Below are 22,303 nucleotides of genomic sequence, written 5' to 3'. Positions count from 1 at the left end.
CAAAGTGGTCCAGCTAGCCGTTGTGCTCTACGTTACTCCCGCACTGGTCCACGAGTCACCGGGGTTCAGGGATAACTCCATTCGATGGCTGGCTCGTAGGCTCTACATCCTTGCGGGCCGTCATGGTTGCCTCGATGACGCCCTGCATGAAAGTCATGACTATGTGGAGTTCTTCCGGCGAAAGTGCGTCAATGACCGGGGCGATGGCGCCTGCCAGGGGAGAAAACAATTCGCTGCCGGTAGCGCGTGCGGTATCAGTCATCTCCAGATGAACCTGCCGACGGTCCTTTTCGCTGCGGCGTCGCTCCAAGTGGCCTGCCCGGTCGAGCCGGTCCACAAGCGCCGTTGTTGCCGGCGAACTCAGGTTGAGTGCAGCCCTGAGCGCTCCGGGAGTCATGGTTTTGCCCTCCCGCGCGGCAGCCACCATGGCAGCCAAGGCATTCAGGTCCGTTCGATGGAGGTGGTGGCGGTTGCTGATGGCCTCCACATACCGCTCCGTTTCGACCGTGAACTGCTGGAGTAGCCCGAGGAGTACGGCCGCGGACCGGACGTGCTGTTTGTCATCCATGAGGCCTCCTTCAGCCCCAAATTATCCCACCGGGATGTCATTGACCAATTATCTCCATGATGGATATATTTCGTCATGGAAGTAGTTAGGAAAGGTGCGGGCATGACGGACAAGTGGGCTGGAACCGGCCGACGCAGCGGTTCGCGGTGGTGGCTGGCGGCTGCGGTGCTATCGCTGGTGGCGTGGATGGTGGTCGGCGGAATCGGCGGCCCAACCTTTGGAAGGCTCAGCGAGGTGTCCAGTAACGACCAATCGTCCTTCCTGCCAGCGAGCGCCGAATCCACCGAAGCCCGTGCATGGCAAAGCAGGTTCACTTCCAGCGGCAGTGTTCCCGCGGTGGTGCTGATCGAGTCTCCTGAGAAGCTTTCACCCGTTCAACTGGCCGGATTGGCATCGCTTGGCACCCGACTGTCTGCCGCCAACGGGGTCAGCCACTCGACGTCGCCGATTGGGCCGATTCCGTCCGCGGATGGCAAGGCGGCGCAGTTCATCGTCCCGGTGGAGGAAGGAAGCGGAGTCAAAGGGAGCATCCAATCGCTTCGTGCGAAGGCGGCGGATTTTGCGGCCGGGGCGGCACTTCCCGCTGGAACAACCACCTACGTGACGGGACCGGCGGGCTTCCTCGCCGATCTGGTCAGCGCTTTTGGGGGCATTGACGGGATACTGCTTTTCGCGGCACTCGGAGCCGTCTTGGTGATCCTGCTAGCCGTCTACCGATCCGTGGTGCTGCCCTTTGTGGTGCTCCTTACTGCCGTTTTCGCCCTTTGCGGGTCCATTCTGGTGGTCTTTGCCTTGGCGAAGGCGGGCGCAATCCAACTGACGGGACAAAGCCAAGGCATCCTGTCCATCCTGGTGGTCGGCTCAGCCACTGACTATGCCCTCCTCTTCGTGGCCCGATACCGTGAGGCCTTGGGTCACATGACGAACAAATGGTCGGCTGTGGGCCGCGCATACAAGGGCAGCTTTGAGGCGATCCTGGCATCGGGGACAACTGTCGCCTTGGCGCTGCTTTGCCTGCTCTTCTCGGAACTGAATTCAAACCGTGGACTCGGCCCCATCGGCGCAATTGGAATCGGCTTTTCAATGTTGGCCAGCCTGACACTGCTTCCTGCTGCGCTTGGCTTGCTCGGCAGGTCCGCATTTTGGCCGCGTACCCCGAGGAAAGGGCCGGCCAACTCCGGCATTTCCGGCGGATGGGGGCTTCTGGCAAGCATTATTGCCAGGCGGCCCAGGGCCGTATGGCTGGGCGCAGCTGCCGTTTTGGTGGTCTGTGCCACGGGCCTGTTGCAACTCCAGGCCAGCGGCGTTCCACAGTCGGCACTCATATTGAGCAAATCCGAGGCAGTGGCCGGCCAGGCGGCATTGGGCCGGCACTATCCCGCTGGTGCGGGAAGCCCGGTGGTGGTTGTGGCCGAGGAAAAGGCGGCGGCCGCGGTACTTGCCGAAGTCAAAGCGCAGGAAGGCATCTCGGACGCATCCGTGGTTGGCGCCCAAGGCGGCCCAAGCGTCCGCCCGCCGGCGGAAGCCGCGATGGACACTGCCCCTTTGGTGCGGGACGGCCGGGTGCTGATCAACGCCCCCCTGTCCTCCGAGGCCGATTCGGCGAAGGCCGAGCAGACCATCGCCACGCTCCGGCTGAAGCTTCATGACAAGGCCCCCGGGACCCTGGTGGGAGGAATCACCGCCACCGCGGTGGACACCAACGCCAGCGCGCAGTCTGATTTGTGGCGCATCATCCCGATCGTCTTGGCGGTCATCCTGTTGGTGCTCATGGCATTGCTGCGGTCCGTTTTGGCGTCACTATTGCTGATCGGCACCGTGGTGCTGTCCTTTGCGGCAGCGTTGGGCGTGTCGGCCTGGGCGTTCAACCATGTGTTTGGATTCCCCGGAGCGGATGCCTCGGTTCCGCTTTTCGGTTTTGTCTTCCTCGTGGCCCTCGGCGTCGACTACAACATCTTCCTCATGACCCGTGTCCGGGAAGAGTCGAAGCTCGACGGAACCCGCGCCGGTATCTTGAAAGGCCTGGGTGCAACTGGCGGGGTGATTACCTCGGCGGGCGTCGTTCTTGCCGCCACTTTTGCCGCCTTGGGGGTCATCCCGATCCTCTTCCTTGCACAGATCTCCTTTATTGTCGCGTTCGGAGTGCTGCTCGACACCACGATCGTGCGCTCGCTGTTGGTGCCTGCCTTGGCTTACGACATTGGCCGGCGCATCTGGTGGCCGGGACGCCTGGCACGCAATCCGGCGCCGAAGGAGATTCAACGGGCAGCCACGGCTTCCTGATTCCGCCACCAGGCCACGGTCGCAGCCATCGCGTCCGCAAGCGGCGTCGGTTCCAGCCCGAGCTTGGCCTGGCTCGTTGTGGAGTCCATGACGAATGGCCGCTCGAACTGGTACAACATTTCGGCCAGCTCCCGCATGTCGGTTGAAAACAGGCCGAGGGTCCGGAGCAGCCAGCCTGGGACGACACTCAGCTTCGGTTCGGGAACGCCGGCCGAACGTGCGAAGTTTCCCGCAATTTCCCGCATCGTCATTGCCGGACCCGTGGGGGCGTGCAGTACCGAGTTCCAGAGTTCAGGCTTCCGAGCCGCGGCGATCATGGCTGCGGCAAGATCCGGGACGTACGTGAAAGAGTGCGGTTGCTCGGCGCTTCCGAGAACCTGGACCGTCTTGCCTTTGAGGACGAGGGGGACCATGCGCTCGCCGGCGTGCGCCATGCGGGCCCGTGGCCCGAAGAAATCGCCCGCAACGACGCTGACGGTATTCGCCGGGTGGGCTTGCCGGGCCTTCAGCAAGGCGGAGCGGATCCCGCGCTTGCCACCGGCAGCTTCACGCGGGCTGATTTCAGTGATCGTCTTGTCCGGCTCGCTGTAGGCGTAGAGGCTCTCAGGGAAGACGACGACGGCGCCCGCCGCGGCAGCGGCATCCATCACCGCTTGCTCTGCCCGGGGAAGTTCGGCCGCCCAGGCTTTGGCGCGGTAGGCGGAACCGTGGATGCAGTGGAAGACGGCTGCGGCGCCGTCGAAGGCTTGCGCCAACTTGGCCGGGTCCGAAACGTCGACGCGAAGCTTTTCGACCAGCGGGTGGTCCGGTCCGCTGCCTGAGCGCGTCAGGACGCGCACGTGTTCTCCGCGGTCCGCGAGTTGCTCGGCAATGGTCCATCCGACGGGGCCTGCTCCTGTGACGACGTACATGGTGTTGCTCACTTTCTGGCTGGGGGATCTTGTTCTTGGGTTGGAGACCTAGTTCGAGAGCAGTGCTCTCTGAAATCAGGATGATCCCTTTCGAATTCCATGTCAAGAGCACTGCTCACATTTGTTTCCACTGCTCTCTTTTGTGGCATGCTGGATGGATGGAACATCCCTTAGCCGCAGCGGCCAAACAATCGACGCCCCGCGAGCGGGCCCGGGCCCAGACCGTGGCGGACATCATCCGGCTGGGCCGCCAGCATCTTGCCTTGCATGGCGCCGCAGGTTTGTCCCTGAGGGCGGTCGCGCGCGATCTCGGCGTGGTGTCCTCTGCTGTGTACCGCTATGTGGAAAGCCGCGACGAACTGCTGACCCTCTTGCTGATTGACGCTTACGGCGAGCTGGGCGACGAGGTGGATGCCGCCGTCGACGCCCTCCCGGAGGACGACTACCGCGGCAGGTTCCTGGCGCTTGGGCGGGCCGTTCGTCAGTGGGCCCTGCGCGAGCCGGCGAGGTACGCGCTCCTGTTCGGCAGCCCTGTGCCCGGATACCAAGCACCCGCCGAGCGCACCACCGAACCCGGAACGCGGGTGATCTACCGGATGGTGGGGATCTTCGACGCCGCCTACCGCGCAGGTGCCTTGGCCGCCGACGTTGCGCCCGCCGTCGTCGTTCCTCCAGCCCTTGCCGCGGACCTGGCGGCCATCCGGGCCGAACTGGGCGTGGCCGTTCCCGAGCCTGCGTTGGCCAGGGGCGTGTTGGTCTGGACGTCGGTTTTCGGTGCGGTCAGCTTCGAGGTATTCGGCCAGTACGGGGCTGATACCTTCGCCTCGCGCGACGAGTTGTTTGACCACCAGCTCGAGGTGCTGCGGGGGGTCGTGGGGCTGTAGCCGCGAAGGTACAGTAACTGCATGGCTCGCGGACTTGTTGACATCGGCGCGGAGGGCGTTTTGCTCGCCGGAGCAGGCCGCGCCATCCTGATGCAGATCGCCAATCCCGCGGTCGGTCACGGCGTCGCCGAACACAGCAATTTCGCCGAGCGGCCACTGGACCGGCTGCGCGCGACCATGACGTACGTCTACGCCGTGGTCTATGGCTCGGACGAGCAGTTGGCCGCGGTGCGCCGGGCCGTGAATCGTGCGCACGCCCCGGTTCGCCGGTCGGCGGACGATTCCGCCCCGGGATACAACGCCTTCGACGCGCAATCCCAGCTCTGGGTCGTGGCAACCCTCTATGACACCGCCGTCACCGTTTACGAAAAGGTCCATGGAGCCCTCGACGACGACACGGCCGATCGGGTCTACCGTGAGTATGCCCGGATCGGGACAGCCTTGCAGCTGCCGGCCGAACTCTGGCCCGCCGACCGCGCGGCCTTCGCCAGCTATTGGGAGGAGTCCATGCGGAACCTCGACCCGGACGCGGCTGCATTGCGAGTGGCTCACGAACTCTTGTACCCCGCGAGTGGGCCGTTCTTGATGCGCTTGAGCATGCCGTTGGTCCGGTTGCTTACCGCGGGCCTGCTGCCGGAGCGGCTTCGTGCGGGTTTCGGACTTCCTTGGAACGCCCGGGATCGGCGCAGCTTCGACCGCACCATGCGACTCCTGGCAGCGGCTTATCCAAGGCTGCCGGAAAAAGCCAGGCATTGGCCGAAGAACTATTACCTTGGCCGGCTTGGACCGGGCGAGCTCGGGCCAGGCGAGTAGGGCTCCGATGCGTGAGCTCACCGCGGTAGAGGAACTTATCGACGGGAGCGCGAGCCGCTTCCTGGGGAGTGCCCCGGTCCAAGGGCTTCGATCCAGGCTCACGGAGTTCACCGTCTTCGGCCTCAAGCAGGCGTGGGCGTGCATCTTCGGCGCTTCGCTCCTTGCCGTTATTTTCGGTGCCCACCTCTGGTATCCGGCCAACGCTGGCCTCGCGAGGAACGATTTCCTGACGATCGCCGCCGTCGTGATCCAAATCCTGATGGTGGCCACGAGGCTGGAAACCTTGCGCGAGCTCAGGGTCATCGTGCTCTTCCACCTGGTGGGAACGGTCATGGAGTTGTTCAAGACCGACGTCGGCTCGTGGTCCTATGAAGCCGAGGGTGTGCTCCGCGTCGGCGCCGTTCCGCTCTTCAGTGGCTTCATGTACGCAGCGGTGGGCTCGTACATGGTGCGGGTTTACCGGGTTTTCGACCTGCGCTTCGGCAGGTATCCACGGCGTTGGATCACTGCGGTCCTGGCTGCGGCCATCTATGTGAATTTCTTTTCCCACCACTACGTCGTTGACGCCCGCTGGGTCCTGCTGGCCGCCGTCGTCGTGATCTATGGCCGGTGCGTCATGTACTTCCGGGTGTTTCGGCGTCGACTCCGGATGCCGCTGGTCCTGGCATTCCTGCTCGTGGCGCTCTTCATCTGGATTGCCGAGAACATCGCCACCTGGTCGCACGCCTGGCTGTATCCGAGCCAACTGGATGGCTGGCATTTGGTGTCCCCGGACAAACTTGTCTCGTGGTTCCTCCTGATGATCATCTCCGTGGTGCTGGTGGCATGGGTGTACAAGCCGATGCCGCCTGACTGAACACCCGCCGTCGACATCGCCGGAATGCTGCGGAGTCGCCGGGGTGTACCGGCGAGCCGGCACTGTTCCCGCGAGTTCGACGTCGGGCCCGGGCGTTCTCCCACGGCGAAATCGGCAATAAATCCCCGTGGTTCCGGCGTTTCTTGACGCTCAGGGAGCATAGTTGAGCGTACTAGACTCAACTTTGGATTGACATTGAATGAGGGCTGAGTACAGTTGAGTGCAGAACGCTCAACTAGCCGAAGGTTGAGTGCTCCCCGCCCTCCAAGCCCTCCGTGGGTATCGGAATCGGGTGAAATCTCCATCGTCGGCCATTGAAAGGAAGCAACATATGTCACGCGCTGTAGGTATCGACCTCGGAACCACTAACTCCGTCGTCTCTGTTCTCGAAGGTGGCGAGCCCACCGTCATTGCCAACGCCGAGGGTGGCCGCACCACGCCGTCGGTCGTTGCATTCTCCAAGTCCGGTGAAGTCCTGGTCGGCGAAATTGCCAAGCGCCAGGCCGTCAACAACATCGACCGCACCATCGCTTCGGTGAAGCGCCACATGGGCACCGACTGGTCGGTCGCCATTGACGACAAGAAGTACACGCCGCAGGAAATCTCCGCGCGTATCCTCATGAAGCTGAAGAACGACGCCGAGAGCTACCTCGGCGAAAAGGTCACCGACGCTGTCATCACCGTCCCGGCCTACTTCAACGACGCCGAGCGCCAGGCCACCAAGGAAGCCGGCGAAATCGCCGGCATGAACGTTCTCCGCATTGTCAACGAGCCCACCGCGGCTGCACTTGCCTACGGCTTGGACAAGGGCAAGGAAGACGAACTCATCCTGGTCTTCGACCTTGGTGGCGGAACGTTCGACGTCTCCCTGCTGGAAGTCGGCAAGGACGAAGACGGCTTCTCCACCATCCAGGTCCGCGCCACCGCCGGCGACAACCGCCTCGGCGGCGACGACTGGGACCAGCGCGTTGTTGACTACCTGCTGAACCAGCTCAAGATCAAGGGCATCGACCTTTCCAAGGACAAGATCGCCCTCCAGCGTCTGCGCGAGGCTTCGGAGCAGGCCAAGAAGGAACTCTCTTCCTCTACCAGCACCAACGTCTCCCTCCAGTACCTCTCCGTCACCCCCGACGGCCCGGTCCACCTGGACGAGCAGCTGACCCGCGCCAAGTTCCAGGACCTCACCAAGGACCTGCTTGAGCGCACCAAGAAGCCGTTCCACGACGTCATCGCCGAGACCGGCATCAAGCTCTCCGAAATCGACCACATCGTACTCGTGGGCGGTTCCACCCGCATGCCCGCCGTCTACGACCTCGTCAAGGAACTCGCCGGTGGCAAGGAGCCCAACAAAGGCGTCAACCCGGATGAAGTCGTCGCCGTTGGCGCAGCCCTGCAGGCCGGTGTGCTGAAGGGCGAGCGCAAGGACGTCCTGCTGATCGACGTCACCCCGCTGTCCCTCGGTATCGAAACCAAGGGCGGCGTCATGACGCACCTGATCGAGCGCAACACGGCCATCCCCACCAAGCGTTCCGAGACATTCACCACCGCTGACGACAACCAGCCGTCCGTGGCCATCCAGGTCTTCCAGGGCGAGCGTGAATTCACCCGCGACAACAAGCCGCTGGGCACGTTCGAACTGACCGGCATCGCTCCGGCACCGCGTGGCGTCCCCCAGGTCGAGGTCACCTTCGACATCGACGCCAACGGCATTGTCCACGTCTCCGCAAAGGACAAGGGCACCGGCAAGGAGCAGTCGATGACCATCACCGGCGGCACCGCGCTGTCCAAGGAAGACATCGACCGCATGGTCCGTGAAGCCGAGGAACACGCAGCCGAGGACAAGGCCCGCCGCGAGGCTACCGACACCCGCAACACTGCCGAGCAGCTCGCCTACTCCGTGGACAAGCTCATCGCCGAAAACGACGAGAAGCTGCCGGAAGAGGTCAAGACCGAGGTCAAGGCCGACGTCGACGCCCTCAAGAAGGCCCTCGAAGGCACCGATGACGCAGCGGTGAAGACCGCTTTCGAGAAGCTGCAGCACTCGCAGTCGAAGCTCGGCGAAGCGATCTACTCGCAAGCAGGTTCCCCGGATGGCGCAAGCAGCGCCGCCGGTGCTGAGGGCGCTCAGCCCGGTGCCAAGGCTGCCGATGAGGACATTGTCGACGCCGAGATCATCGACGAAGACGAAAAGAAGAAGTAAGCATGCCTCACCACGGCAACGACGCAGAGCACTCACCTTCCAGCAACGAGGGCAAGCACGACGAGCGTGAAGGAGCCGGCCAGCAGAAGCCGGTCATCCGGGACAACCGCAAGGTTGACCCGGAGACCGGGGCCGCCCGCCACCCCCAAGGATCGGCAGCTGATTCCAACGCCGCTGCCACCGAGGGCGACGCGCTGTCCCAGGCTGAGGAAATCCTCAACGGCATGGAGGTTCCGGCTGAAGAGTCGGTGGCCCCCGGTGCCGCTGCAGAAGCAGAGGCCGCGGAACTCCGCAACGACCTCCTGCGCCTGCAGGCCGAGTACGTCAACTACCGCAAGCGCGTCGAACGCGACCGCGCCGTCGCAGGGGAAATGGCCGTCATTGGCGTCCTGAACTCCCTGCTGCCGGTGCTGGACGACGTCGATGCCGCCCGCCAGCACGGCGACCTCGTGGACGGCCCGTTCGCCGCGATCGCCGCCAAGCTGGAGAACGCGCTGAAGACGTACGGCTTGGAGCGCATCGCGGAAACCGGAGTCGACTTCGACCCCACGATCCACGAGGCCCTCATCCAGCAACCGGGCGAGGACATCGAAGTAGACACCGTCAGCCAGGTGCTGCGCTCCGGCTACCGCTCCGGCGACCGCGTGCTGCGCGCGGCACAGGTGATTGTGGCTGTGCCGGCTTAGACGGAGTTACCGCCTCACCGTGCCTTCGCGGATGAGGGGGGCAGCATCGCGAAACGAGACAAGGGGCCCCGCCCCTTCGCCGGGTGGCCCAGGATCTGCGATCCTTGGCCACCCGGCTTCGGCAGGCCCGATGCCACTCCCGGGCCCCTTGCCTCGCTCCGCTCAGGCGGTCGTCTCGCCTAAGGTGGGATGAGCGGAGCGCAAACTGAACCAGAAACGAAAGAGAGAAGCCGAGTGGCCAGCCAGGACTGGGTTGAGAAGGATTTTTACGCCATCCTTGGTGTCGCCAAGGACGCCTCTGACGCTGATATTAAGAAGGCGTACCGCAAGCTTGCGCGGAAGTACCATCCGGATACCAATTCCGGGGATGCTACTGCGGAGAAGAAGTTCAAGGACATCTCGGAGGCCTATTCGGTGCTCTCGGATGCCGAGGAGCGCCAGCAATACGATGCCATTCGCGCCATGGGCGGGGCACGCTTCGCTCCGGGCGCAGCTCGCGGCGGGCCGGCCAATGGCGGCTTCGAGGACCTGTTCGGCGGGCTTTTCGGCGGCGGACGCCAGCCTGCCGGTGCCGGCGGCATCCCTCCCGAGTTCGCTGACCTGTTCGGCGGCGGCTTCGGCGGCGGACAGACCGGTTTCCAGCGCGCCCCCCAAAAGGGCAGCGACCGCACGGCGTCGACCTCAATTTCCTTTGCCGGCTCCATTCACGGCACCACGGTGAGCCTGCGCGAAAGCAACGGCAACGTCATCGACGTGAAGATTCCCGCGGGGATCAGGGACGGCCAGAAGGTCCGCCAGCGCGGCAAGGGCAACCCCGGCGCAGCTGGCAACGGGGACCTCATCATCACGGTGAACGTCAAGCCCCATGATTTCTTCAACCGCGACGGCGACAACATCCGCATCCACGTGCCGGTCACCTTCGCGGAGGCAGCCTTGGGTTCGAACATCCACGTGCCAACGCTCGACGGCGACACTGTCACCGTCCGCGTCCCGGCCGGCACGCCTTCCGGGCGAACGCTCCGGGTCAAGGGCCGCGGCGTCAAGACATCGAAGGGCACTGGGGACCTGCTGGTGACGATCGACGTCTCCGTCCCGCAGAACCTCAACAAAGAGGCCGAGGAGGCCGTCAAGGCATTCGCCGCGGCCACCGCCGACGCCGATCCTCGCCACGACCTGGCCGCCAAGGCCCGCTTGTAGCGGCAGAACACATGGGAGGGGACGTAGGCATGGGCATCGACATCAACCAGCCGATCTTCGTCATCTCCGTCGCGGCCGAACTGGCTGACATGCACCCGCAGACCCTGCGCCAGTACGACCGCCTCGGCATCGTGTCGCCGAGCCGTGCCCCGGGCAAGTCCCGGCGTTACTCCCAACGGGACATCGACCGCTTGCGCGAGGTCCAGCGGCTCTCCCAGGAGGGCGTGTCCCTCGAGGGCATCAAGCGCATCCTCGATCTCGAAAACCAGGTGGCCGCGCTGCAGTTCCGCGTGGCCGAGTTGAGCGAGGAACTGCAGCGCCGGCGGAGCCCGATGGAGGCCCGTATTTTTGCTGCGGGAGCAGCGGGCGACGTCGTCAGTCTGGCCCGCGGGCAGCGCCCCCGGGCGCGGTCCCAGGCAGTTGTTGTCTGGCGGCCGCGTCCGGGGGAGTAATTCTCTAGGGTCGCAAGAGGGACGCCAGCAGCACGGGCGCTTCCTGACCGGCCCACGTACCCCTCAGGGAAGCCGAATCTTCCGAACCCTGTGTGCCCAGATCGAGGACACGGTTCACCAGCAGTGTGAGCTCGCCGGCTTCGATGCTGGTGACGCCGTCTCCGGTGATCGGGGCTGCCGGGCTCAGCTCCGGGACTTCGCCACCGGGCGTTCCGCTGCCTTTGACGTTGACCGAACTCTTGCGCGGCACCATGGCACCGTCCACGTCCACGAACTCTTCTGCTTCCTGCTGTCCCGTGAGGATGGCGGTGGCCAGGGCAGCGACGTAGACGGGATCGGCGCAGGCGTCGTACACCCACCTCGTGCCCAGCACCGAGTGTTCCATGGTGCCGAGCAGCGAGTCCCTCCCGCCGTGCAATTCCGAACCCCGGTAGCTCAGGGCAACCTGGTAGACCTTGCCGCCGTGGGAGACCAGGTGGGTCTCGAGGCCGACTTCGCCGTCCGGATCATCGAAGCGGTACGCGCCGAGCAGCTCGGGCGGCGCGGAGCCATCCTTGGTGAACCACTGCTGGACGGGCAAGAACTTTTCGATGAGTTCAAGTTTGCTGGGACTCAGGGTTGCTCGATGGATGATAGCCATGCGGTCCAGCCTAGTTGGCCAGTGCGGGCGCGGAGACTGCTCTCGGGGTCCATCGCAGGTGCGTGTTGTCGGCGTCGGACTCGCGCTCTTTCAAGAGTGAAAGCCTGGGCCTAACGGCATCCGTGCGGGAACTTGGCGGTTTGCGTCGGCCCGCCCGGAACTGCGGCACCCACTGCGCCCCGGGGCCTTGGTATTCCTGCTCGGCTGCGGCGTGGAGGGTCCACTGAGCGTCGTACAGGTGCGTCCGGCCCAGGGCCACGAGGTCGGCCCGTCCTGCGAGGAGGATGGAGTTGACGTCGTCGTAGCTGGAGATGGCACCGACGGCGATGACGGCTGCTCCGGCGGGTGCGGCGACCTCCTGGCGGATTCGGTCGGCGAACGGCGTCTGGTAGCTTCGGCCGAAAGCCGGTTGTTCTTCCTTGGCGACCTGGCCGGTGGAGACGTCGATGCCCGCGGCGCCATGAGCCACGAATGCCCGCGCGATGTCGAGCGAGTCGTCTGAGGTGTTGCCGCCTTCGATCCAGTCCGTCGCCGAGATGCGTACTGTCACAGGCTTGCTGGCAGGCCACGCCGCACGGACGGCGTCGAACACTTCCAGGGGGAACCGCAGGCGGTTCTCCATGCTGCCACCGTACGCGTCCGTCCGGCGGTTGGACACCGGCGAGAGGAACGAGGAAAGCAGGTAGCCGTGGGCGGCATGGACCTCAAGGAGGTCGAAGCCTGCCTCTTCGGCACGGAGGGTCGCGGCGACGAACTCAGCCTTGATGGCGGCCATTCCTGCGTGGTCGAGTTCCACCGGCGTCTTGTTGCCGGGACCGTATGGCAGGGCCGTCGGTCCAACGGCCTGCCAGTTGCCGGATGCGAGCGGTTCGTCGATGCCTTCCCACATGAGCTTGGTGGAGCCCTTGCGGCCGGAATGACCCAGCTGCGCACCGATCTTGGCCGTCGAGTTGGCGTGGACGAAGTCCACGATTTCCTTCCAGCTGTCTCGCTGTGTGTCCGTGTACAGGCCGGTGCATCCTGGGGTGATCCGCCCGCTCTTGGAAACACACACCATTTCGGTCATGACCAATCCGGCGCCGCCAAGTGCCTTGGAACCGAGGTGCACTTTGTGGAAGTCGCCCGGGACACCATCCACCGCGGAGTACATGTCCATGGGGGAGACCACAATGCGGTTCTTGAGCTCCAGTCCACCGATCCGGAACGGTTGGAACATGGCCGGGGCAGTCTCCGTCAGTCCTTGGGACTCGGCGAAGTTGCGGTCCACGGCGTCGGCGAATTCCGGGTCGCGCAGCCGCAGGTTTTCCTGTGTGATGCGGCGGCTCCGCGTGAGGAGGTTGAAGGCGAACTGCGTCGGATCCTGCTCCTTGTATTGGGCGATCCGTTCGAACCATTCAAGCGAAGCCTGGGCGGCGCGCTGGGTGGATGCGACAACCGGACGACGCTCCGCTTCATAGGCAGACAACGCCGACTCCACGTCCGGGTGCTCGTGCAGGCACGCGGCGAGTGCCAGGGAGTCCTCCATGGCCAGTTTGGTTCCGGAACCGATGGAGAAGTGTGCGGTATGAGCCGCGTCGCCGAGCAACACGACATTGTTGTGGCGCCAGCTCTCGTTACGCACGGTGGTGAAGTTGATCCATTTGGAGTTGTTGGACAGGACCTCGTAGCCGTCGAGTTCCTCCTCAAAGATCGTGCGGATCTTGGCAATCGCCTTTTCATCCGAGACCCCGGGAGGTAACACGTCGGAAGCGGTCTCGTCGAAGCCGGCAGCCCGCCACACGTCCTCGTGCATCTCGACAATGAACGTGGATCCTTCGTCGGAATACGGGTAGCCATGGATCTGCATGACTCCCCATTCGGTTTCCTTGACGAAGAACTTGAACGCCTCGAACACCTGGTCCGTACCCAGCCACATGAACTTGTTGGGCCGCAGATCCAGGCTTGGAGTGAAGGAGTCCGCGTACTTCGCGCGGATCTGGGAGTTGATGCCATCCGCTGCGAGGACCAGGTCATAGTTGGCCTCAAGCTCCTCAACCGGCGGCGCAACGGTCTGGAAACGCAGGTCGACGCCGAGCTCGGCGCACCGGCGCTGAAGCAGTTCCAACAGTTCCTTGCGACTCATGGCCGCAAAGCCCTGGCCGCCCACCGTCACCGTTTCCCCGCCGAAATGGATGTCGATGTCGGACCAGCGGGCGAAGCGCCGGCCCATGTACTCGGCCACCACCGCGTCGGCGTTGCCTATGCCGCCGAGCGTCTCATCGGAGAATACGACGCCGAAACCGAAAGTGTCGCTGGCGGCGTTGCGTTCCCAGAGGGTGATCTTGTGTGACGGGTCGAGTTGCTTCATCAATGCCGCGAAGTACAGGCCGCCGGGGCCGCCTCCTACGATTGCGATTTTCATGCTTTTGCTCCTTCTCAGGCCTGGCCCAGGCCTGCGCCGGCAAGCTGTTCGGGGTCGTTGTTGATACGGTCGCGCAGCTTGAAATGCTGCAGCTTGCCGCTGGGATTGCGGGGAAGTTCATCGACGAACCGGATGTCCCGCGGGTACTTGTAGGGGGCGATCGTCCGTTTGACGAAGTCCTGGATTTCCTTGCGCTTCGCGTCATCGCCCCTGACGCCTTCGCTCAGGACGATGAACGCGCAGACGACACTGCCGCGTGCCTCGTCGGGCCGGCCGATGACGGCATTCTCCACCACGTCCGGGTGCAGGTCGATGGCGGTTTCCACCTCGGGGGCGCCGATGTTGTAGCCGGAGGAAACGATCATGTTGTCCGACCGGGCCTGATACGTGAAGTACCCGTCCTCGTCTTTCGTGAAGGTATCGCCGGTGACGTTCCAGCCGTTGACCACATAATTCGCTTGCCGCGGGTCGTCCAGGTAGCGGCATCCGGTAGGGCCGATGACGGCGAGCCGCCCAAGCTGCCCGGGTCCTAGTTCCAGGCCCTCGTCGTCGAGGATGGCTGCCCTGTACCCGGGCACGGCCCGTCCGGTGGTGCCGGGCCGGATGTCGTCCCCGGACGCGGAAATGAACACATGCAACAATTCGGTGGCTCCGATGCCATTGACGAGCCGGAGCCCTGTGGCTGCTTGAACTGCCTCCCACGTTTCCTTGGGCAAGTGTTCGCCCGCCGAGACCGCTACCCGGAGCTTGCGGAGCAACGATCCGCGGCCTTCCTTGAGGATGGCCCGGTACGCAGTGGGCGCGGTGAACAGGATGGTGGCCCCGGCAGCTGCAGCACTCTCGGCAAGTTCCACGGGGGTGGCCCGTTCTGTCAGCAGCGAGGATGCGCCGAAGCGCAGGGGGAAGACCACCAGCCCACCGAGACCGAACGTGAAGGCGAGGGGTGGTGAACCGGCAAACACGTCGTCGGCGGTTGGCTGCAGAATATGGCGGGCAAAAGTGTCGGCGTTCGCGAGGATGTCCCGGTGGAAATGCATGGTGATCTTGGGCGTGCCCGTGGTGCCCGACGTCGGGCCGAGCAGCGCGACGTCGTCGGCGGAGGTCGGCACGGCAGCGAACTCGCCGCTCTTGGCGGCACAGCGGGACGCGAGGTCGCCGGCGTCGTCGGATCCGTAGGAGAGGACAATGGTGTCCTCTCCTACGGCCGTGAGCAGTTCGTCCATGAACCGGTGGTCGGAGATGGCTACGGTGGGACGTGTGAGGCTGATAAGCGTGCCGACTTCGCTGGAACGCAGCATCGGCATGGTGGTGACAACGACGGCTCCGGCTTTGAGCACGCCAAGCCAGGCCGCGACAATCCAGGGATTGTTCGGTCCGCGCAGCATGACGCGGTTGCCGGGTACCACTGCGAGGTCTTCGGTGAGGACCTGGGCGACTTGGTTGGCCCGCTGCTGCAGTTCACCGTAAGTCCAGACCGCGCCGTCGGGGGTTCGCAGCGCGGGGCGTCCGGCACCATGGTTTGCGACGGCGTCGTCAATGAGCGCCGCTGCTGCGTTGAGCGTCGCCGGGTACTGGAGTTCCGGCAGGGTGAATTCGAGGGTCGGCCACGTGCCGGCCGGTGGCAAATGGTCGCGGGTGAAGGTGTCCACGTGGGCTGATCTCAACATTGTCATGGCCACTCCTTTCAGTAATACGGCGGATAAGTCGAAGGTGTTCAGGAGCCGGCGCGGATCATGCCTTCCTGGGCAACCGTTGCCAGCAGGCGTCCTTGCCTGTCAAAGAAACGGCCCGTGGCCAGCCCCCTGTTGCTTTGTCCGGACACGGCCTCCTGGGCGTACAGGACCCAGTCATCCGCGCGGCCGTCCCGGTGGAACCACATGGAGTGGTCCAGGCTGGCCGTGGCAAGTCCGGGGCTGGACCAGTGGAGCCCGTTCACCCGGAGCAGAGGCTCAAGGATGGTGTAGTCGCAGACGTATGCCAGCGCGGCCCGGTGCAGATCTGCCGTCGCGTGATCGTCACCGGCGTCGGGCAATTGCTCGAAGGCTTTCACCCAGATTGCCTGATGCGGCACAGAATCGCCTTCGACCTGCAGATATACCGGTCCGGGAATATGTCGCATGTCGAAGCTGCGCTTCGAGGACCAGTACTCGGCAGCCGGCCCCTCGACCCCCTGTAGCACCTCGGCGGCGCTGCGCAGGGATTCGGGTTCGACGGCGGTAGGCGCCTCCGGCTGGAAGTCCGGGCCGTCTTCGGGCACTTGGAAGGAGCCCATCGCGGCGTACACGGTCTTGCCGTTCTGGTGGCCCCGCACGCTTCGGGTCGAGTATCCGCGGCCGTCGCGGAGGCGTTCAACCTCGTAGCGGACCGTTGCCCCGATCTCCACTGGGCGCATGAAGTAGCTGTGCATGGAATGCAGCGAGCGGTCGGCGTCCACCGAGCGCATCATCGCTGCGGCGGCCTGGGCCACCATGTCTCCGCCGTAAGCCTTGGGCCACGGAACGTACTGCGACGTGGCTTCGTAGGCTTCGTCGTGGATCTGGGCGGGGACGGCCGTCAGTTCGATGGCCTTGAGGAACGTCTCCGAGGTCAGGATTCCAGTGGACATGTCCATCAGGCCCTGCGGAAGTCTGCTAGGGTCTCGTCGGCAACGTCTTCGAGGTTGACCACGAGGTTCTCCGGGGTGCGCGCGGTCAGCCACACGAGTTCTTCGGTGACGGACATGTTGGCCTCGACGTGTGGCATGAACGGCGGGACGAATACCCAGTCGCCGGTCTTCATGTCCAGGAATTCGGAGTAGTTCTCGCCGAAATAGATGCGTCCGTGGCCGCGGAGCACGTAGCCGCCGGTTTCCGCTTCGCCATGGTGGTGCGGCAAGGAACGATAGCCGGGAACGTTGGAGACCTGCCCGAACCAGATCTTGGTGGCCGGCGTGTGCTGGATGCTGACGCCCGAGACGCGAACGCAATCGCCGGACTGGGCCGTGTTGGTATCCTCTTCGCCGGCGCGCGTGACGACCGGAATCACTTTGCCGTCGGGCTGGGCGTAGGTGGAGTTGTCGCCTTCGGTTCGGTATTCGGTGGCGGTTTCGCTCATGATGCTCACTCCTTTGAAGTGGTTGGTATTGGTCTAGGCGTTGGCGGGGACGGGTGCGTGGATTCTGAATTGGTTTTCCAGCCTTCCGATCCCGTCGATTTCGGTGGTGAGGACATCGCCGTCGTTCAGGAAGCGCGGCGGTGTCATACCCATGCCGACTCCGCCGGGCGTACCGGTCAGGACAAGGTCTCCGGGGCGCAGGATAGTGAACTGGGAGATGTAGGAAAGGAGTTTCGCCGGTTCGAACACCAAGGTGCTGGTGTTCCCGTGCTGCACCAGCTCGCCGTTGACATAACCGCGGACCTCGAAGTCGCCGTCGACCTCGTCCGCGGTCACCATGACTGGGCCTACCGGGGTGGTTCCGTCGAACGCCTTGCCCTGAAACCACTGCAGCGTGCGGTTCTGCCAGTCGCGCATGGAAACGTCGTTGGCGATTGTGTACCCGGCAATTGCCGCGCGGGCTTGGTCCTCGTCCGCGCGGAACAGCACGGAGCCGACCACGACGGCCAGCTCGGCTTCCCAGTCGACCTTCGCGCTGCCGTGGACATGGATCGTCTCAGCCGGCCCGATTAGGGTGTCCGCGTACTTCGCGAAGAGCGTGGGGTATTCCGGCAGTTCGCGGCCCATCTCCTGAATGTGGTCGCCGTAGTTCAACCCGCAGCAGATGACTTTTCCGGCCCGTGGAAGCAGAGGTGCCAGCTCGCCGGCAGGTGCGAAAACGACTCCCGGTCCAGACGCTGCAACAAACGCTGCTTCCGCCAGGGCGCGCCAGTCCGGGACGGCGAGAAGTGCTCCGACGTCGTTGGCCGGCAGCGGTACGTAACTGTTCCCGCCCAAAGCGAGCGCCGCCGTCGTGCCCCCGTCGGCTGTCCGTAAGGTGGCCAGCTTCATGCGTGTTGTCCCTTCGTATGCTGTCGATTCCTACATTCATTCCGATGCGTCTTCTGATGTGTCGACTTTTTTACGATCGTCACATATGCTCAACGTAGCACGGCGGGGAATGATCTGCACAGGGATTTTTCGAACATGTCGCAGCCGCCACCAAGAGGAGGAACAACATGAGCCACAAGACCGTCAATCCAGGTTCGCTCCCGAAGCCGTCGGGCTTTGCGCACGGAATGCTTGCCGGAAACACGCTGTTCTTGGGTGGCCAGACGGCCCTGGACAAGGACATGAACATCGTTCCCGGCGGGATCGTGGAACAGTTCACGCAGGCGTTTTCCAATGTGCTGACCACCCTGCGCGAAGCCGGCGGACTACCTGAGGACCTGGTCAGCGTGACCATTTACCTCACCGACGTGGACGACTACATGGCCAACGGCCGCGAGATTGGTCGGATCTGGCGCGAAATGGCCGGTTCTGAGTATCCCGCGATGGCCGGAATCGGTGTCACCCGGCTGTGGCAGAAGGAAGCCCTCATCGAGATCCAAGGCATCGCCGTCATTCCGGAGCGCTAGCCCCTGCGGCACAACTCCCCAAGAACTTTCGAGCAAGGAGACAACGATGTCACACAGCTTCGACCTGATTAAAAACCGCGAACGCGGACTCAAGCGCGAACTCACCAGCCCACAGTTGACCATGATCGCGCTGGGCGGCGCGATCGGCACTGGGCTTTTCCTCGGAAGCAAGTTCGCCATATCTTTCGCCGGACCCAGCGTCCTGCTGAGTTATGCGATCGGTGGCCTGATCGCCGTGATGCTGATGGGCGCGCTGGCTGAGATGACCGTGGCCCATTCGACCACCGGGTCCTTCGGGGCCTTCGCCGAGTACTACATTTCGCCCCTCGCCGGATTCCTGGTGAAGTACCTCTACTGGTCCTGCGTTGTGCTGGCCGTGGGCACCGAAGTGCTTGCGATCGGGGACTACATGAAGCTGTGGTTCCCCGGAGTTCCTCCGCTGGTCTGGATCCTGTTGTTTGCCGGTGTCCTCATCGCGGTCAACATGTTCAACGTCAAGGCCTTCGGCACCCTGGAATACTGGTTCTCCAGCATCAAGGTGTTCGCCATCCTCGGATTCATCCTGCTCGCCGCCATCCTGGTCTTTGGAAAGCGAGAGGCTGGATACGGAATCCACAACTACACTGCCGAGGGCGGGTTCTTCCCCAACGGCGTGTCCGGCATGTGGGTGGCCGTGATTGTGGCGATCTTCAGCTACCTCTCGGTGGAGATGATCGCCATCGCTGCGGGCGAAGCGAAGGATCCGGGAACGGCCGTCAAGAAGGCTTTCAAGGTCACGGTATTCCGGCTCTTCCTCTTCTACATCCTGACCCTGGCGCTGATCCTGGCCATTGCACCCGTCAGCCAGATCCTTGCCGGAAACAGCCCCTTCGTCACCGTCATGCAGGTCATCGGCATCCCGTTCGCAGACTCCGTCATCAACGTCGTGGTGATTGTGGCTGCTCTTTCAGCCATGAATTCGCAGCTCTACATCTCCACACGCATGATGTTCAGCCTGTCCCGTGCAGGGCAGGCGCCCGCCGTGTTCGGAAGGCTCCACAAGAACGGATCCCCGGTCAACGCCCTGATTCTTTGCACAGGCGGGATCGCGGTCGCGGCCTGCGTATACGCCTTGAACCCGGAGTCGGGCTTCACCTTCATGATGGCGCTGTCCATGTTCGGGGCCATGGCCACCTGGCTCATGATCTTCGTGACCCACCTGGCGTTCCGACGCGCGGCGAAGCGAGACGGAACGGCTCTGTCATACAAGCTGCGTCTCTACCCGGCGGCGTCATGGGCCGGGGCCATCCTCATGGTTGCCATCATGGTCACGACCCTCTTCGTCGAGGCCTTCCGGATGACACTGATCTTCGGGGTTCCGTTCGCCCTCGGCATCGTCATCCTCTACTTTGTCCTGAAGAAGGGCCGCAGAGGCTCCGCTTCGGGAACCGCGGAGTCCGACGCCGACGGTTCTGCAACCGGCACCGCCGGCGGATCCGCCGTCGTCGGCTCCGATTTCGACGGCGACCGGAAACTGGAGGGGGCCGCGAACTCTTAGGGTGTTGGGTGGGCCGACCGCATTGCGGCCGGCCCACCTGCGTGCTGCCTGGACTTGCCCGCGAGAACTGTGTTGCCGCAGAATTCCAGTGAGTCACCGGCGAATTCGTGATAGCGCGGCGTCCACAACCGTCCAAGCCATCGCGATCGCGCCTTCGATGAGCGCCTGATCAGCTCGCTCCGAGGCTGCAGCTTCTGTGAACGCGGACTGATGGTTGGACACGGGCGAGTCGCAAATCTTGACGTGCGGATGGAGGCTTGGGACGACTTGGGAGACGGCGCCGAAGTCGGTGGAGGCACGGAATGCGCGGGCTTCCGGATCCTTCGGAAAGCTTCGGCCTAGGGCCTCCGCATTCTGCTGATACAGCGAGGCCAGCCGCGGCGACTGCACGACATTCGGGTATGTCAGTTCCCATTCCAATTCCACTGTGCAGCCGGCCGCGAGGGCTGCCCCCGTGAAGCAGGCCTCGACACGTGGGACCATATCCTCAAGGTCCGCAAGGGTCTGGGCTCTGATCCCGTACACACCCGCGGAACTTCCTGGGATCACGTTGGCAGCAGAACCGGCATTCGTGACAACACCATGGACTCGGGTGTCGTTGGGGAGCTGCTGCCGAAGCAAACCGACGGCGACCTGCGCGATGGTCGATGCGTCGGCGGCGTTCGCGGCCTCCCATGGCGACGCGGCGGCGTGCGAGCTCTTACCTGAGAACTCGAAGGAGAAACCGGTGCTGGCGAGGAAGCCTGGCGAGGCGTCTTCGAATGGCGCAGGATGGATCATCATGGCCATGTCGGCGCCGATGAATGCACCTTGTTCCAGCATGAGGATCTTGCCGCCGCCGGTCTCCTCTGCCGGGGTGCCCAACACTTCGACCGTGAGATCGAGCTGCTCAGCCACGCCCTTCAGTCCCACAGCCGCAGCGACTGCGCATGCTGCGATCAGGTTGTGGCCGCAGGCGTGGCCGAGCTCTGGCAATGCGTCGTACTCCGCTACCACGATCGCTTTGAAGGAGCCTGCTCCGGCAACTGCGGAGATCGCGGTGTCCAGCCCGAAGGCGCGTTCTGTCACTGTGAATCCGGCTGCGCGCAGCTCGTTCGCGACTTCCCTGCTGGACTTAAACTCGGCAAAACCGAGTTCGGGCATGCCGTGGATGCGATGGCTGAGATCGATCGCCTGGTCGCGAAAAGCCTCTATCTCCGCCTGCACTGCCCCTTTAATGGCGTTTCGGAGTTGGGTATTCCTGGTGGCAGATGCCCCCATGGTCTCGGGGATGGCTGCGTTGGCGCTCATACGTCGGCCGCCGCAACGAATCCGACGGCATGGCCTTCGGGCACGGCAAAGGACCCGCCCCCTGGCGCCGTCGTCAGGAAAGCCCACACGAATCCCGTGACGGGCATCTTGACCTCTTCCAACATCGACCCATCCATGCCCACGATGTGCGCAACAACGCTGCCTTGCTCCATAACTGTTCCTGGATCGCAAACCGGGAATAGAACACCTGACTCGCGGGAGGTGAGTACCCCATGGTAGGTGAAACTTCCGTGGAGCCTTTCCACCAACTGGGGTGCAACTGGTTCCTCCAACATTCCTAGCTTGGACATGATGTTGAGGACACCTCGGACACCCGCTTCGTATCCTTGGTGTCCATGCTCGTCGAGCAACTCGACCATCAGCCCCGGAATACCATGTGCTGACGCGGCAGCAGCGGGTTGGCCGTCCACGGACCCCACCTTCTCCGCGGTGCCGTCCTCTGGGTCGGTCATCAGCACCGGGGTGACTCCGAAAGCTTCCGCCATTGCGCGCTGGACTTGGCGGACCTCGGGTGAGGAGCACTGCGCCGCGAACTCCATCGACATGGGCACCGCCGGCTCCGCGTTGTTGTGCAAGTCGATGTAGTGAGTCGCGACATCGAAGAGACTCCGGACTTGCGCCCCTATCCGCAGCGTTGGTGATCCGGCTGGGTCGCTGGGCCAGTAGCACGGCATTCCCAGGTGGATGCCGTCCTCGGGAGAGGCGTAGGTCGCACGGTCGAAAGCAAGGGGATTGGTCACCGGAACTGAGATCAATGTTCCTCGCAGCCTCGCCGGGTCAATGCGCGCGATGAGCTTGAGAAGTGTTCGTGTTCCCGTGATTTCAGTGCCATGCGTGGCTCCAGTGACAAGAAGGACAGGACCAGGCTCCGCCCCGTGCATGATGCTCACCGGCACACTGACTATTTGTCCGGAGGCGGATGTGGTGGCGGTCAGGCGACCGTGTCGCAGTTCCCCTGCGGGTACGTGGAGGGACCCGACCTCGAATACGCTCATTGCGGGATTCCTTAATGTT

At 63.8% G+C, this 22,303-nt stretch carries 20 protein-coding genes; 10 read left to right on the top strand and 10 right to left on the bottom strand.

The window, feature by feature from the left end; translation table 11 throughout:
• Positions 1-55 precede the first annotated feature (55 nt).
• Entirely contained in the window at positions 56-568 is a 513-nt protein-coding gene (locus LFT47_RS19270) for a MarR family winged helix-turn-helix transcriptional regulator (protein ID WP_236813233.1), read from the bottom strand.
• Between the two features lie 102 nt (positions 569-670).
• Here LFT47_RS19270 and LFT47_RS19265 point away from each other — a divergent pair, with 102 nt between their 5' ends.
• Positions 671-2,851, top strand: coding sequence for an MMPL family transporter (locus LFT47_RS19265; RefSeq protein WP_236813230.1), 2,181 nt, complete (start codon positions 671-673; stop codon positions 2,849-2,851).
• On the opposite strand, the gene LFT47_RS19260 is transcribed toward LFT47_RS19265, so the two are convergent.
• The gene (locus LFT47_RS19260) at positions 2,827-3,762 is read right to left on the bottom strand and encodes an NAD-dependent epimerase/dehydratase family protein (RefSeq protein ID WP_236818713.1); all 936 of its coding nucleotides are present in this window, start codon (positions 3,760-3,762) and stop codon (positions 2,827-2,829) included. The two genes, LFT47_RS19265 and LFT47_RS19260, sit on opposite strands and share 25 nt — an antisense overlap.
• Positions 3,763-3,920: 158 nt before the next feature.
• Between LFT47_RS19260 and LFT47_RS19255 the strand changes: the two genes are divergently transcribed.
• The 7 genes from LFT47_RS19255 to LFT47_RS19225 all read left to right on the top strand — a co-directional run bounded on the left by LFT47_RS19255 (position 3,921) and on the right by LFT47_RS19225 (position 10,850).
• Positions 3,921-4,646 (top strand): TetR/AcrR family transcriptional regulator, encoded by a 726-nt coding sequence (locus LFT47_RS19255; RefSeq protein ID WP_236813228.1) that lies wholly within the window; start codon positions 3,921-3,923, stop codon positions 4,644-4,646.
• A gap of 21 nt (positions 4,647-4,667) precedes the next feature.
• Positions 4,668-5,459 carry an oxygenase MpaB family protein gene (locus LFT47_RS19250; protein ID WP_236813226.1) on the top strand — a complete coding sequence of 264 codons (792 nt, stop codon included), beginning with the start codon at positions 4,668-4,670 and terminating at the stop codon, positions 5,457-5,459.
• Positions 5,460-5,466: 7 nt separating this feature from the next.
• Entirely contained in the window at positions 5,467-6,315 is an 849-nt protein-coding gene (locus LFT47_RS19245) for a DUF817 domain-containing protein (protein ID WP_236813224.1), read from the top strand.
• Between the two features lie 331 nt (positions 6,316-6,646).
• Complete coding sequence (gene dnaK, locus LFT47_RS19240; protein ID WP_236813222.1) at positions 6,647-8,515, top strand: molecular chaperone DnaK; 1,869 nt, start codon at positions 6,647-6,649, stop codon at positions 8,513-8,515.
• A 2-nt stretch (positions 8,516-8,517) separates the two neighbouring features.
• Positions 8,518-9,201, top strand: a complete 684-nt coding sequence (locus LFT47_RS19235) for a nucleotide exchange factor GrpE (protein WP_236813220.1) — start codon at positions 8,518-8,520, stop codon at positions 9,199-9,201.
• 234 nt (positions 9,202-9,435) lie between these two features.
• Positions 9,436-10,398: a DnaJ C-terminal domain-containing protein gene (locus LFT47_RS19230; RefSeq protein ID WP_236813218.1), complete on the top strand. Its 963-nt coding sequence runs from the start codon at positions 9,436-9,438 to the stop codon at positions 10,396-10,398.
• A 29-nt stretch (positions 10,399-10,427) separates the two neighbouring features.
• Positions 10,428-10,850, top strand: coding sequence for a heat shock protein transcriptional repressor HspR (locus tag LFT47_RS19225; protein WP_236813216.1), 423 nt, complete (start codon positions 10,428-10,430; stop codon positions 10,848-10,850).
• Positions 10,851-10,854: 4 nt separating this feature from the next.
• On the opposite strand, the gene LFT47_RS19220 is transcribed toward LFT47_RS19225, so the two are convergent.
• From LFT47_RS19220 to LFT47_RS19195, 6 genes are read right to left on the bottom strand one after another with little or no spacing between them, the layout of a single operon-like run.
• On the bottom strand, positions 10,855-11,490 hold the full coding sequence (locus tag LFT47_RS19220) for a CG0192-related protein (protein WP_236813214.1): 636 nt from the start codon (positions 11,488-11,490) through the stop codon (positions 10,855-10,857).
• A gap of 10 nt (positions 11,491-11,500) precedes the next feature.
• Positions 11,501-13,891: a bifunctional salicylyl-CoA 5-hydroxylase/oxidoreductase gene (locus tag LFT47_RS19215; RefSeq protein ID WP_236813212.1), complete on the bottom strand. Its 2,391-nt coding sequence runs from the start codon at positions 13,889-13,891 to the stop codon at positions 11,501-11,503.
• A gap of 14 nt (positions 13,892-13,905) precedes the next feature.
• Positions 13,906-15,564 carry an AMP-binding protein gene (locus LFT47_RS19210; protein ID WP_236813210.1) on the bottom strand — a complete coding sequence of 553 codons (1,659 nt, stop codon included), beginning with the start codon at positions 15,562-15,564 and terminating at the stop codon, positions 13,906-13,908.
• A gap of 41 nt (positions 15,565-15,605) precedes the next feature.
• Positions 15,606-16,496, bottom strand: a complete 891-nt coding sequence (locus tag LFT47_RS19205) for an acyl-CoA thioesterase (protein ID WP_236818711.1) — start codon at positions 16,494-16,496, stop codon at positions 15,606-15,608.
• 5 nt (positions 16,497-16,501) lie between these two features.
• Complete coding sequence (locus LFT47_RS19200) at positions 16,502-16,984, bottom strand: cupin domain-containing protein (protein WP_236813208.1); 483 nt, start codon at positions 16,982-16,984, stop codon at positions 16,502-16,504.
• Positions 16,985-17,017: 33 nt separating this feature from the next.
• Positions 17,018-17,875 (bottom strand): fumarylacetoacetate hydrolase family protein, encoded by an 858-nt coding sequence (locus LFT47_RS19195; RefSeq protein WP_236813206.1) that lies wholly within the window; start codon positions 17,873-17,875, stop codon positions 17,018-17,020.
• A gap of 167 nt (positions 17,876-18,042) precedes the next feature.
• Here LFT47_RS19195 and LFT47_RS19190 point away from each other — a divergent pair, with 167 nt between their 5' ends.
• Entirely contained in the window at positions 18,043-18,441 is a 399-nt protein-coding gene (locus LFT47_RS19190) for a RidA family protein (RefSeq protein WP_236813204.1), read from the top strand.
• 46 nt (positions 18,442-18,487) lie between these two features.
• Positions 18,488-19,978: an amino acid permease gene (locus LFT47_RS19185; RefSeq protein ID WP_236813202.1), complete on the top strand. Its 1,491-nt coding sequence runs from the start codon at positions 18,488-18,490 to the stop codon at positions 19,976-19,978.
• A 93-nt stretch (positions 19,979-20,071) separates the two neighbouring features.
• On the opposite strand, the gene LFT47_RS19180 is transcribed toward LFT47_RS19185, so the two are convergent.
• Positions 20,072-21,268 carry a M20 family metallopeptidase gene (locus LFT47_RS19180; RefSeq protein ID WP_236813200.1) on the bottom strand — a complete coding sequence of 399 codons (1,197 nt, stop codon included), beginning with the start codon at positions 21,266-21,268 and terminating at the stop codon, positions 20,072-20,074.
• Complete coding sequence (locus LFT47_RS19175; protein WP_236813198.1) at positions 21,265-22,284, bottom strand: succinylglutamate desuccinylase/aspartoacylase family protein; 1,020 nt, start codon at positions 22,282-22,284, stop codon at positions 21,265-21,267. Before LFT47_RS19175 ends, LFT47_RS19180 begins: the two co-directional genes overlap by 4 nt.
• Positions 22,285-22,303 lie beyond the last annotated feature (19 nt).

It is taken from the genome of Arthrobacter sp. FW306-2-2C-D06B, from assembly GCF_021789175.1.
Classification (GTDB): domain Bacteria; phylum Actinomycetota; class Actinomycetes; order Actinomycetales; family Micrococcaceae; genus Arthrobacter.
Note: the sequence above shows the minus strand (reverse complement) of the source record. Positions and strands in the feature narration are given on the sequence as shown.